Below are 12,373 nucleotides of genomic sequence, written 5' to 3'. Positions count from 1 at the left end.
CATCGAGACACGCACGGACCATTCGGGCGGCTCCTCTACTGTCCAGCGGTCATCGCCTGGTGGTCACGGCTCTACGGAGAATGAATGTATCGGGATCCGTCGCTGCACACGGCGCAACCGGCGATTCCATTTCCGCTGGGGTGCAGAACTATCCGCGGTTCACTCGGTGTCGAGACGGACCAGGGGCAGCCACCGGGCCACCTCGGGCGCCCGGGATCCTGACAACTGCACGGCCGCACCTGCCGCATCGAGGTCGAGCAGTCCGGTGGCCAGCAGCAGCCAGGTCCGTGAGTCGGTTTCGACGACGTTGGGTGGGTTGCCGCGGGTGTGCCGCGGGCCTTCGATGCACTGCACCGCGACGAAGGGCGGCACCCTCACCTCGACGCTGGCGCCCGGTGCCAGCGCGGCCAGGGTGCGCGCGGTCAGGCGGACCGCCTCGGCCAACTCGGCGCGGGTGGGTTCGGCGCTGGTGGGTTCGCGTAGCCAGTCGGCCACGGCGTCGACCGCCGCCCTGGTCTTTTGCGGATCTACACTGCCTCGCGCGGCCATGCCATAGAGTCTCGCAAAGTGTTTGCCGATCACCGTAATCCGCCGTATCGCACGGCCGGTGCAGTGCTCTTGGCGATTCTCGCGCTGGTACTCGGGTTGATCGTGGCGCAGTTCCGGGGCGCTTTCGAAGCCAAGACACCGCTGACCCTGCTGGCCTCGCGGGCGGGCCTGGTTCTCGATCCGGGTTCGAAGGTGACCTACAACGGCGTGCCGATCGGCCGGGTGGGCGCGGTGAGCACCGACGGCGGGGATCCGGTGCGGGCTCTGGTGCGGCTCGACATCGAGCCGAAGTATCTGCACCTCCTGCCGGCCAACGTACAGACCTCGATCCAGGCGACCACCGTGTTCGGCAACAAGTACGTGGCGTTCACCTCGCCCGAACATCCGAGTGCGCAGCGGCTTTCGAGCTCCACCCCGATCGACGTCACGGCGGTCACCACGGAGTTCAACACGTTGTTCGAGACCATCACCGCGATCACCGAACAGGTCGATCCGATCAAGCTGAACCAGACCCTGTCCGCCACCGCGCAGGCGCTCACCGGCCTGGGCGGTGCGTTCGGCCAGTCCCTTGCCGACGGCAACACCATCCTCGACGATCTGAACCCGCGCATGCCCGCGTTGCGCCACGACATCGCCGCCCTGGCGGACCTCGGCGAGCGCTATGCGGAGGCCGGGCCCGACCTGTTCGACGGCCTGGGCGACGCCGCGCGCAGTGCGGCCACCTTCAACTCCCAGCGTGGTCAGCTCGACGCCGCGCTGGTCGCGGCGATCGGTTTCGCCGGGACCGGGTCGGACATCCTGGAACGCGGCGGTCCATATCTGCAGCGCGGCGCGCAGGACCTGATCCCGACGTCCAAGCTGTTCGACGCCTACCAGGGCCAGTTGTTCTGCACCATCCGCAACTACCACGACGTAGCGCCGGCGTTCTATGCGACGTTCGGCGGCGACAACGGCTACTCGTTCGACAGCACGGGCACGTTGTCGAGCATCGGTGTGGGCAATGCCTACGTGTATCCGGACAATCTGCCGCGGGTCAACGCCAAGGGCGGGCCCGAGGGCAAGCCGGGCTGCTGGAAGCCGATCACCAAGGACCTGTGGCCGGCGCCGTATCTGGTGATGGACACCGGTTTGTCGATTGCGCCGTACAACCATGTCGAGCTGGGCTCGCCGATCTTCACCGACTACGTCTGGGGCCGTCAGATCGGTGAGCCCACGATCAATCCGTGACAGCTCTACGATCTTGTCCGAGGTCGTTGCACGAAAAGGGGATTTGTGAACGCGTCGCCGGAACCAGAAGTCTGATCGATGCCCAAGCGCGTAGTGCCGGCGAGCTCCGAGCGGCTCTCTGCCTGGCCCCCACCGCTCTCCGCATGGCGGGCCCTCGGCCTGTCGCTCGCGCCGATCGCAACCGCGGCCTTCAACGGGGTGGCCGGCCTGTGCGCCGCGGCCGTCGTCGCGGTGCTGATCTTCGCGTTCGCCCGGCTGCATCGGCATGCCCCGCAGGCGGTGTCGACGGGTGATCTGGTCGCCTCCGCTGTGGGTCCCAACGCCGGGCGGTTCACCAGCCTCGTCCAGCTGGCGGCGTACGTGCTGCTGGGCGCGGTCGCCGCGCTCACCCTCGCGCTGCAACCGTTGACCGGGGCCCCGGATCTGGAGACCGCGCTGGCCGGCTGGTGGTGGCCTGGCTGGTCGGTGGCCGTGGTGGTCATCGCCGGCGCCGTGGTCGCCTACCTGCCGACGCGGGCGGTGGGTGCGACGGCTGCCGCGCTGGCCGGTGTCGGCCTGCTGGTCTTCCTCTACCTGGCGCTGGCGATCATGGCCCGCGTGGCATCCGGCACACCTCCGATGGCGTTCGGCGGGCCCACGTCCGCCGATTCGGTCCTGCTGGTGACCGCGGCAGCCATTCCGCTCGGCCTGGGGTTGGTGGGATTCGAGGCTGCCACCGTGGTCAGCGGCCGCCTGGTGTCGGTGGCGCGCCCGGTGGGCGCCGCGGTGGGGATCACCGCACTGATCGCGGTCGCTCTGCTACTGGCCGCCAACGTCGGCGCGACCGGCGGGTTCTACCCCACCGCCGCGAACCTTGTGCCGATCGTCTCCGAGTTCTACGCCGACGCCGGGTATTACTGGGTCACCACCGGGGCGCTGTGCCTGGCGTCGGCCGCGGTGCTGGCCCTGACATGGGCGGCCACCCGGGTGGCGGGCCGGTTGTTCGGCGCGGGCCCGGAGGTGGCGATCCTCGTGCCCGCGGTGATGGGCGTGCTGGCCGTGGCGTTCAGCCGGTTCCAGGATCACATCGGCCGGGTGCCCGCCGTGGTCGCGGCGTTGCTCCTGCTGGTGGTCTATGTGCTTGTCACCGAGGCCAATTCGCGTATCGACGGATCCGCGGCGGCACAGCAGGCACCTCGGGTGATCCTGACCGTGGTGGTGGTCAGTGTGGTGTTGATCCCGCTGCGGGTCACCGATTTTGCGATACCCGCCTTGCTGCCGCCTGCCGTCACGGCGGCGATCCTGGCGCTGGCAGCGGTGCTGGCCCGGCTTGGTAGGCCAGTGCAGCCAGCGCCCCTGCCTCGTTGACCGCCAGGTGCGCCAGCATCGGCGCGGCCAGGCTGGCCGAGCGCTGCGCGAGCCAGCCGAACACCCACCCGGCGACTCCGGTGACGAGGACGGTCGGGATCACTGGCTCACCCGCGGTGCGGGCATCGGCGATGTGGGACAGCCCGAACGCGGTGGCCTGCAGCAGCTGACCGCCTGCCGGGCCGAACGCGTCGGAGCCGACCTTGCCGAGCGCGCCGCGGAACGCGGCCTCCTCCGGCCAGACGGTCCCGAGCGGGATCCGCAGGGCGATCCATCGGCCCGGTCGTTCGGGCAGCATCTTGCGGCGCATCCCGGTCCGCACCACCGGTACCGTCGAGGTCGCCGCGACACCGGCGCTCACCGCGGTCGCGGCGGCCGCGCCGACTCGCAGACCCGACCACACCGACGGCGGCCGTAGCCCCGGCCGTGCGCCGGTTGCGGCCATCAGCACGCCGCCCAGCCCCGCCCGCACCAGCGGCTGCCACCGGGCCGGCAGCCGGGGGTCGGCCAGACCGTTCCAGGCGACCAGGCCCACGGCCAGCGCCACCGCGCGAATCCGGGTGGACCGCATCAGTATTCGGGCCCATCGTTGGCCTCGGCCTTCTCCAGCGCGACCCTGATGCGCTCGGTGTCCTCAGGCGTCCACCCCTCCGGTGGTGCCACGGCGGCCCAGCCGTCGAGCACCGATTCGCCGTAGTTGTGCCCATGTCCGGCAGGGACGCTCGAGGCGTTCGTGATGTCGGCGGCCACCTGCCAGAACGTGATGATCGGATACCAGCGCATCGAGGCAGTCCGGTCGGTTCCGGGCGATTCGACCAGCCAATCCGGTTCGGAGAACAGCAGATCCGTCGACCACCAGATGATCGGGTCGGACGGGTGCTGCAGGAACAGGACCCGAGTGCCCTCCCACGGGGCCGCGGTGTCCTCGGCGATCTCGGCGGCGCTGGCTGCCTCGGAGAATCGGACCGTGCGGCCGTTGTCGTAGCGGGGTCGGACTTGCGGAGTGCCCGGGTCGCGGCGCGCGGTCAGGCCGCTCCACAACGGGCTGGCGTTGGGCGGGCCGACCCACAACACCGATGAGAAGCCCATTCGCGAGATGTCGGGCAGCCAGCCGAAGGCGCCTTGGCCACCCATCGATCCGAGGCTCTCCCCGTACAGGACCAGCTTGGGGCGATGGTCGGCGGGTAGTTGCGCCCAGCGCGCTTGGATCGCGTCGATCATCAGCCGGCCGATGTCCATGGATTTCTTCCGATCCCCCATGAACGAAATCCAGCTCGGCAGATAGGAATACTGCATACCGACCATGGCGGTGTCGCCGTTGTACATCAGCTCCAGCGCGCGGGCGGCCGTCGGGTTCACCCACCCGGTACCGGTGGTCGGGACGACGACCAGCAGCTTGCGGTCGAAGGCGTGGGTCCGCTCCAACTCGCTGAGCAGCACCGCGATTCGCTGATCGTCGGTCTCGGCGGTGTGCAATCCGGCGTACACCCGGATCGGTTCCTTGGCCGGTGCACCGTTGACCTTTTCGAGCTCGGCGATCCGCGGGCCGCTCGCGACGAAGTTGCGGCCCTGAAAACCCAGAGAGTCCCACGATGCGAATGAGTCTGGACTGCCGGACCTTTCCGGCTCAGTCGGCTGGTTGAGGCCCTCCCGGGTGGTGGAGTTCTGCGGCTGGAACACCCGGCTGGCCCCGGCCAGGAACCCTCGGTAGAGCACGCCGTTGACGAGCGTGACGACGAGCACCACCACGATCGCGGTCCCGATGAACTGGGCCACCTCCCGGTGCAGATGCCAGCGCCGGATGAACACCCTGGCCAGCAGACGCACCGCGTCGCGCAGCAATCGCGCGGTGGCGATCAGTGCCGCGCCCACCGCGACGGCGATGATCAGGGTACGCAGATAGCCGAGCGTGGCCGGGCCTTCCATACCCATCAACGCCGAGACCTGCCGTTGCCAGGCCGCCGCGGGGATCAGCATCAGCACACATGCGGTGATGGCGCCGGTCACGATGAGGGCCTTCAACCAGTAGGCCGTTCGCTTCGACGGCGGCCACCAGGTCCGGTTTCGCAACCCGAAGCGGTACAGCACTTTTCCCAGCAGCAGCCCGATGCCGTAGCCGATGGCGGCGTTGATGCCGCCGATCAGCCCGGCGAACAGCCAGTCGCGCGGCAGCAGCGACGGGGTCAGCGAGAGACAGAAGAACAGGGCTCCGACGGCGATGCCGGCGAAGTCCAGTCGCACCAGGCTCCAGGCCCAGCGCAGCAGAGGATGACGTTCGTTCGGGGCTTTCCCCGTCACCCGAACAGCCCGGGCAGCACGCCTTCTGACGTACTCCGTAGCTCCGCGAGGGTGATGCTGAACTGTCCTTGGACCTCGATCGAGGGTTCTCCGCCTTCGGGGCCCTGGTCGGCGACACCGACCCGGGTCACCGGCAGGTCTCTGGCCTCGCACATCGACCGGAACCGGCTCTCCTCGGTGCGCGGCACGGCGACCAGCACCCGGCCCGCCGACTCGGAGAACAGGAAGACGAAGGGGTCCACACCGTCGGGCAGGATGACCCGGCAACCGGTTTCACCGGCCAGCGAGGCCTCCACCACTGCCTGGATCAGCCCGCCCTCGCTCAAGTCGTGGGCCGCGGAGATGAGGCCGTCGCGCGACGCCGCGGTCAGCACCTCGGCCAGCAGCTTTTCGCGGGCCAGGTCCACCTTCGGCGGCACCCCGCCCAGGTGGTCGCCGGTGACCTGGGCCCAGACCGAACCGTCGAACTCGTCGTGGGTGTCGCCGAGCAGCAGCAGCGTCTCGCCCGGTTCGGTACCGAGGCCGGTGGGGATGCGTCGCTTCACGTCGTCGATCACGCCGAGCACGCCCACCACCGGGGTCGGCAGGATCGCCGTGGAACCGGTCTGGTTGTAGAAGCTGACGTTGCCGCCGGTGACCGGAATGCCAAGGGCGGCACAGCCGTCGGCCAGCCCGCGGACGGCCTGACTGAACTGCCACATCACGCCGGGATCCTCGGGGGACCCGAAGTTGAGGCAGTTGGTCACCGCCACCGGGGTGGCCCCGGTGACCGCGACGTTGCGGTAGGCCTCGGCCAGCGCCAGCTGCGCGCCCGTGTACGGGTCGAGCTGGGTGTAGCGGCCCGAGGCGTCCGTGGAGACCGCGATGCCGCGGCCCGTGGTCTCGTCGATGCGCAGCACACCGCCGTCGGCGTTCTCGGCCAGCACGGTGTTGCCGCGCACGTAGCGGTCGTACTGCTCGGTGATGAACGCCCGGCTGCACAGGTGCGGGCTGCCGATCAGGGCCAGGAGGGTGGCCTTGAGCTCGTCGCCCGTCTTGGGCCGGGGCAGTTTGGCCGAGGTGTCGGCGACCAGGGCGTCCTGGGTGTCGGGGCGGGCCACCGGGCGCTGGTAGACCGGGCCCTCGTGGGCCACGGTGCGCGGCGGCACGTCGACCACGGTCTCGCCGTGCCAGGTGATCTGGAGCCGGTCCCCGTCGGTGACCTCACCGATCACGGTGGCCAGCACTTCCCACTTGCGGCAGACGGCCATGAACGCCTCGACGTTCTCCGGCGTCACCACGGCGCACATGCGTTCCTGGGACTCGCTGGAAAGCACCTCGGCCGGGGTCATGTCCTTGGCCCGCAGCGGAACCTGGTCCAGCTCGATGCGCATGCCGCCGTCGCCGGCGGAAGCGAGTTCAGATGTGGCACAGGACAATCCGGCACCGCCGAGGTCCTGGATGCCGACCACCAGGCCGGCCGAGTACAGCTCGAGGCAACACTCGATGAGCACCTTCTCGGTGAACGGGTCGCCCACCTGGACGCTCGGCAGCTTCTTGCGGCCCGCGCCGGATTCGTCACCGCTGAAGGTGTCCGACGCCAGCACCGAGACACCGCCGATGCCGTCCAGACCGGTGCGCGCACCGAACAGGATGATCTTGTTGCCGGTGCCCGAGGCGAACGCCAGGTGCAGGTCTTCCTTGCGCAGTGCACCGACGCACAGCGCGTTGACCAGAGGATTACCCGCATAGGACGGGTCGAAGATCGTCTCGCCGCCGATGTTGGGCAGGCCCAGCGAGTTGCCGTAGCCGCCGACTCCGCGCACCACACCGTCGAGCACGCGGCGGGTGTCGGGGGCGTCGGCCGCACCGAAGCGCAGCTGGTCCATGACCGCCACCGGGCGGGCACCCATCGCCATGATGTCGCGGACGATGCCGCCGACACCGGTGGCCGCGCCCTGGTAGGGCTCGACGTAGGACGGGTGGTTGTGGGACTCGACCTTGAAGGTGACGGCCCAGCCGTCGCCGATGTCGACGACGCCGGCGTTCTCACCGATGCCGGCCAGCATGCCGGCGCGCATCTCGTCGGTGGTGGTCTCACCGAAGTAGCGCAGGTGCACCTTGGAGGACTTGTAGGAGCAGTGTTCGCTCCACATCACCGAGTACATGGCCAGCTCGGCGTCGGTGGGGCGGCGGCCCAGGATCTCGCGAATCCGCTGGTACTCGTCGTCCTTGAGACCGAGTTCGCGGTAGGGCTGCGGCTGATCAGGGGTGGCGGCTGCCCGCTCCACAGTGTCTTGGGTCGATGTACTGCCGTGGGTGAGCTCAGACGTCACGAGCCCAGTTTAGTAGCTGCTCGGACCTGGGCGCGGGCAGCCGCTGATGCGGCCGCTCCGCGCCCCACCAGCACTTGGGCCGCTGTGGGCTCGGCCACACCGCCGGCGACGGTGCACACCGGCCAGGGGCGACTACCCGCCCGCGATGCAGAACGCGTTGCCGGCCGGGTCGGACAGCACCACCCAGTTGAACTCTTCACCGAAGTTGTGCCTGCCCGTTTCGGTGGCACCGAGGCCCACCAGCCGGGCCACCTCGGCTTCCATGTCCGCGGCGTGGAAGTCGAGGTGTACCCGGTTCTTCCCGGGGGTCGGGTCGGGCACTCGCTGAAAGCCCAGGTTGGGACCGCCGTCCCGTTGCACGAGAACGAATTCACCTGGTGCGTAGGCGTTTACCGACCCGCTGACCGCCTGCGCCCACCAATCGGCGAGCGTGTCCGGGTCCGCGCAGTCGAACGTGATCATTTCCACCGAGAGGGTCATGGCGCCGACCCTAGGTCAGACCGGTGACAAGAACCTCTGTAGCGCCGCCGAGTAGGCCGCCACATCCTTGGCACCCATGAATTCCCGGGCCGAGTGCATGGCGAGCTGCGGCGCGCCGACGTCGACGGTGGGGATCCCGGTGCGCGCCGAGGTCATCGGCCCGATCGTCGACCCGCACGGCAGGTCGGCGCGATGCTCGTAGCGCTGCAGCGGCACCCCGGCCTGCTCGCAGGCCAGTGCGAACGCCGCCGCGGTCCGGCCGTCGGTGGCGTAGCGCAGGTTGGGCTGCACCTTGAGCACCGGACCGGCGTTGACCTCGATCAGGTGTCCGGGCTCGTGCCGGTCCGGGTAGTTCGGATGCGTCGCGTGCGCCATGTCGCCGGAGGCCACCATCGATCCGGCGGTCCGGCGCAGGAAGTCCTCGCGGGATCCGCCCGCGGCGAGCACGATGCGCTCCAGCACGGTCGGCAGCAGCTCGGACTGGGCGCCGTGATCGGAGGTGGACCCGACCTCCTCGTGGTCGAAGAGCGCCAGCACGGGCACGTACGTGCCGGCGTCCGCCGCCAGGAATGCCTCCAGCCCCGCGTAGCAGGTGGCCTGGTTGTCCAGCCGGGGCGCGCTGACGAACTCGCCCTCGGCGCCGGTGATCGCCGACGGTGTCAGATCGTGCGTCATCAGGTCGAACCCGAGCACGTCGCGCTCCTCCACCCCGGCCCGCCCGGCGACGAACCGCAGGAACGACCCCGGCCGCTCCCCCAGACCCCACACCGCGTTGACGTGGCGCTGCGGGTCGGGGCTCACGCCCTTGCGGTCCTCGGACAGGTGGATGGCCAGCTGGGGCACGCGCAGGATCGGATCGTCGATCCGCACCAGCCGGTGTTCGATCCGGTTGCCGTCGCGGACCGAGAGCCGGCCGCTGATCCCGAGGTCGCGGTCCAGCCACGAGTTCAGCCAGGCGCCGCCGTAGGGCTGCAGCGCGACCACCTGCCAGCCTGCGACGACGCGGTCTGGGTGCTGTTTGCCCCGGAGGTTGGGGCTGTCGGTGTGGCCGCCGACCACCCGGAACGGCGCGGCCGGGTCGGTGCCCTCGGTGTTCCAGGTCACCAGCGAGCCCGCCCGCACCGTGAAGAACTTTCCCGTGGCGGTCCAGCTGTCGGTTTCGGCCAGCTCGGTGAATCCCGCGTCGCGCAAGCGTTGCGCCGCGGTGGCGCAGACATGGAACGGAGACGGTGACGCGTCGATGAACTCGCACAGGCCCTTGGCGCTTGCTGGCATCTTTTCATCTTGACCGGCGAACCGGCCGCGGGTGTCGGTAGGGTCGGTTTGTGCCCGATCCGATCCCGCAGCCGGTGCTGAACCTTCTTACGCGGGCGGCCATCTTCCTGGTACTGACGATCGAGGACGGCGGCGAGGAAACCGTTCACGACGTGCTGCCTGACATTTCGGGCATCGTCCGCTCGATCTGGTTCCGAGACCCGGCCAAGGAGCTGTCGCTCGTGGCCGGTATCGGTTCGGCCGCCTGGGACCGCCTGTTCGCCGGACCTCGTCCGGCAGATCTGCATCCGTTCATCGCTCTGGACGGCGGCCGTCATCAGGCGCCGTCGACCCCGGGCGACGTGTTGTTGCACATCCGCGCGGACACGATGGACGTGTGCTTCCAACTGGCCGACCGGATGCTGCAGGAGTTCGGCAGTGCCGTCACGGTCGTCGACGAGGTGCACGGGTTCCAGTACTTCGACAACCGGGACCTGCTCGGCTTCGTCGACGGCACCGAGAACCCCAACGGGTCCACCGCGGCGGCCGCCGTTCGGATCGGCGCCGAGGACCCCGATTTCGCCGGAGCCAGCTACGTGCACATCCAGAAGTACGTGCACGCGATGACGGACTGGCGTTCGCTCTCGGTCGACGAACAGCAGCGGGTGATCGGCCGCACCAAGCTCGACGACATCGAAATGGCCGACGACGTCAAACCTTCCAACTCCCACATCGCGCTGAACGTCATCACCGACGAAGACGGCAACGAGCTGAAGATCGTTCGGCGCAACATGCCGTTCGGCGAGCTCGGCAGCGGCGAGTTCGGCACGTACTTCATCGGATACTGTGCGAACCCGGCCATCACCGAACGCATGCTGACCAACATGTTCATCGGCGATCCGCCCGGCAACACCGACCGGATCCTGGATTTCTCGACCGCTGTGACCGGCGGCCTGTTCTTCGTGCCCACCATCGACTTCCTCGATGATCCACCGCCGCTTCCGATTCCGGTCGAAGAGCCGGAAGCGACCGCAAGCGACACCACGGTGCCCGACCACTCATTGGCGATCGGCAGCCTGAAAGGAACCCCGCAATGAACAACCTGTACCGCGAACTGGCCCCGATCACCGAGTCCGCCTGGGCCGAGATCGAACTCGAGGCGAGCCGGACCTTCAAGCGGCACATCGCGGGACGGCGCGTGGTCGATGTGAGCGAGCCCGGCGGTCCGGTCACCGCGGCGGTCAGCACCGGCCATCTGCGCGACGTCAGCCCGCCCGGCGACGGTGTGGTGGCCCACCTGCGCGACGCCAAGCCGCTGGTGCGTCTGCGGGTACCGTTCACGGTGTCGCGCACCGCAATTGACGACGTCGAGCGCGGCGCGCAGGACTCCGACTGGGATCCCGTCAAGGAGGCCGCCAAGAAACTGGCGTTCGTCGAGGACCGGGCGATCTTCGAGGGCTATCCGGCGGCCTCGATCGAGGGCATCCGCAGCTCCAGCTCCAACCCGGCGCTGGCACTGCCCGACGATGCCCGCGAGATTCCCGACGTGATCGCCCAGGCGCTGTCCGAGCTGCGACTGGCCGGTGTCGACGGGCCGTACTCGGTGCTGCTGTCGGCGGCCATCTACACCAAGGTCAGCGAGACCACCGCGCACGGCTATCCGATCCGTGAGCACCTGAGCCGCCTGGTCGACGGTGAGATCATCTGGGCCCCCGCGATCGACGGCGCGTTCGTATTGTCCACCCGTGGTGGGGATTTCGATCTGCAGCTGGGCACCGACGTCTCGATCGGCTACCTGTCCCACGATGCGGAGAGCGTGCAGCTGTACCTGCAGGAGACGCTGACGTTCCTGGCCTACACGGCCGAGGCCTCCGTCGCCCTCACGGCCTGATCGCTATGCCCCGCGAGCGTGCGTGTCTGCTGCGCGCCACGCCGCTCGCGGGCAGCACTTTGTGCACGCTCGCGGAGCAGCGAGGTGAGACCTAGACGGAAAGAACCGCGTCCAGCGCGGAGTAGAACAACCCGAGCCCGTCGTCGGACGGACCGGTCAACGCCTCGGTGGCGTGTTCGGGATGCGGCATCAGGCCGACGACGCGACGGTTTTCCGAGCAGACTCCGGCGATGCCGCGCATCGAACCGTTGAGGTTCTCGCGGTAGCGGAAGACCACGCGGTCCTCACCCTCGAGCTCGTCGAGCACGGCCTCGGAGGCGACATACCGGCCTTCTCCCGACTTGAGCGGGATCAGCAGGTCGGCGCCGGCGTCATACCGGGTCGTCCAGGCAGTGGTGTTGGAGGCGACCTCCAGCCACACGTCACGGCAGATGAAATGCAGGCCGGCGTTGCGGGTCAGTGCCCCGGGCAGCAGCCCGGCCTCGCACAGCACCTGGAAGCCGTTGCAGATCCCCAGCACGGGCATGCCCTTGCCTGCAGCTTCTACGACCGAACCCATCACGGGGGCGAACTTCGCGATGGCCCCGCAGCGCAGGTAGTCCCCGTAGGAGAAACCGCCGGGGACGACGACGGCGTCGACGCCCTTCAGATCGGCGTCGGCGTGCCACAGGCTGACCGCCTCGGCGCCGGCCAGGCGGACGGCTCGGGCCGCGTCGATGTCATCGAGCGTCCCGGGGAAGGTGATCACCCCGACACGGGTGGTCACGCGTCCTCCCGGCTCACCGAGAAGTCCTCGATAACGGTGTTGGCCAGCAGAGATTCGGCGATCTCAGCCAGGGTCTGGTCGGCTACGGAGTCGTCGACTTCGAGCTCGAACCGCTTCCCTTGCCGGACGTCCGAGATACCACCATGTCCGAGCCGACCAAGTGCCCCGACGATCGCCTGCCCCTGAGGGTCCAGGATCTCCGCCTTGGGCATGACGTGCACAACCACCTTTGCCACGGCGCACACT

General features: G+C 69.0%; 12 protein-coding genes. 4 read left to right on the top strand and 8 right to left on the bottom strand.

Features of this window, described 5'->3' with window-relative positions:
- Nucleotides 1-159: 159 nt before the first annotated feature.
- Nucleotides 160-549: a sterol carrier family protein gene (locus tag G6N57_RS10590; protein WP_077740377.1), complete on the bottom strand. Its 390-nt coding sequence runs from the start codon at nucleotides 547-549 to the stop codon at nucleotides 160-162.
- Nucleotides 550-567: 18 nt separating this feature from the next.
- Between G6N57_RS10590 and G6N57_RS10585 the strand changes: the two genes are divergently transcribed.
- Nucleotides 568-1,776: an MCE family protein gene (locus G6N57_RS10585; protein WP_077740376.1), complete on the top strand. Its 1,209-nt coding sequence runs from the start codon at nucleotides 568-570 to the stop codon at nucleotides 1,774-1,776.
- Nucleotides 1,777-1,854: 78 nt separating this feature from the next.
- A complete protein-coding gene (locus G6N57_RS10580; protein WP_077740375.1) occupies nucleotides 1,855-3,123 on the top strand; it encodes a hypothetical protein in 1,269 nt (422 codons plus the stop codon).
- Here the strand turns inward: G6N57_RS10580 and G6N57_RS10575 are convergent.
- The 5 genes from G6N57_RS10575 to G6N57_RS10555 form a co-directional block, all read right to left on the bottom strand.
- A complete protein-coding gene (locus G6N57_RS10575) occupies nucleotides 3,044-3,694 on the bottom strand; it encodes an Rv0804 family intramembrane glutamic endopeptidase (protein ID WP_097925808.1) in 651 nt (216 codons plus the stop codon). The two genes, G6N57_RS10580 and G6N57_RS10575, sit on opposite strands and share 80 nt — an antisense overlap.
- Nucleotides 3,694-5,421 (bottom strand): alpha/beta hydrolase, encoded by a 1,728-nt coding sequence (locus G6N57_RS10570; protein ID WP_077740374.1) that lies wholly within the window; start codon nucleotides 5,419-5,421, stop codon nucleotides 3,694-3,696. Before G6N57_RS10570 ends, G6N57_RS10575 begins: the two co-directional genes overlap by 1 nt.
- A complete protein-coding gene (purL, locus tag G6N57_RS10565) occupies nucleotides 5,418-7,736 on the bottom strand; it encodes a phosphoribosylformylglycinamidine synthase subunit PurL (protein ID WP_077740373.1) in 2,319 nt (772 codons plus the stop codon). Before purL ends, G6N57_RS10570 begins: the two co-directional genes overlap by 4 nt.
- 132 nt (nucleotides 7,737-7,868) lie before the next feature.
- Nucleotides 7,869-8,216 carry a VOC family protein gene (locus G6N57_RS10560; RefSeq protein ID WP_077740372.1) on the bottom strand — a complete coding sequence of 116 codons (348 nt, stop codon included), beginning with the start codon at nucleotides 8,214-8,216 and terminating at the stop codon, nucleotides 7,869-7,871.
- 15 nt (nucleotides 8,217-8,231) lie between these two features.
- Complete coding sequence (locus G6N57_RS10555; protein ID WP_077740371.1) at nucleotides 8,232-9,491, bottom strand: M18 family aminopeptidase; 1,260 nt, start codon at nucleotides 9,489-9,491, stop codon at nucleotides 8,232-8,234.
- A gap of 50 nt (nucleotides 9,492-9,541) precedes the next feature.
- On the opposite strand from G6N57_RS10555, the gene G6N57_RS10550 reads away from it, so the two are divergent.
- Both G6N57_RS10550 and G6N57_RS10545 read left to right on the top strand, forming a co-directional pair.
- A complete protein-coding gene (locus G6N57_RS10550) occupies nucleotides 9,542-10,567 on the top strand; it encodes a Dyp-type peroxidase (protein WP_077740370.1) in 1,026 nt (341 codons plus the stop codon).
- Entirely contained in the window at nucleotides 10,564-11,361 is a 798-nt protein-coding gene (locus tag G6N57_RS10545; protein WP_077740369.1) for a family 1 encapsulin nanocompartment shell protein, read from the top strand. Before G6N57_RS10550 ends, G6N57_RS10545 begins: the two co-directional genes overlap by 4 nt.
- A 91-nt stretch (nucleotides 11,362-11,452) precedes the next feature.
- Here the strand turns inward: G6N57_RS10545 and purQ are convergent, their stop codons facing one another.
- Both purQ and purS read right to left on the bottom strand, forming a co-directional pair.
- Nucleotides 11,453-12,127, bottom strand: a complete 675-nt coding sequence (gene purQ, locus G6N57_RS10540) for a phosphoribosylformylglycinamidine synthase subunit PurQ (protein WP_075919130.1) — start codon at nucleotides 12,125-12,127, stop codon at nucleotides 11,453-11,455.
- On the bottom strand, nucleotides 12,124-12,363 hold the full coding sequence (purS, locus tag G6N57_RS10535; RefSeq protein WP_036450501.1) for a phosphoribosylformylglycinamidine synthase subunit PurS: 240 nt from the start codon (nucleotides 12,361-12,363) through the stop codon (nucleotides 12,124-12,126). The genes purQ and purS overlap by 4 nt, the downstream gene beginning before the upstream one ends.
- Between the last annotated feature and the right edge of the window lie 10 nt (nucleotides 12,364-12,373).

It is taken from the genome of Mycolicibacterium boenickei, assembly GCF_010731295.1.
GTDB classification, from domain to species: domain Bacteria; phylum Actinomycetota; class Actinomycetes; order Mycobacteriales; family Mycobacteriaceae; genus Mycobacterium; species Mycobacterium boenickei.
This window is presented reverse-complemented; position numbering and strand designations above follow the sequence as displayed.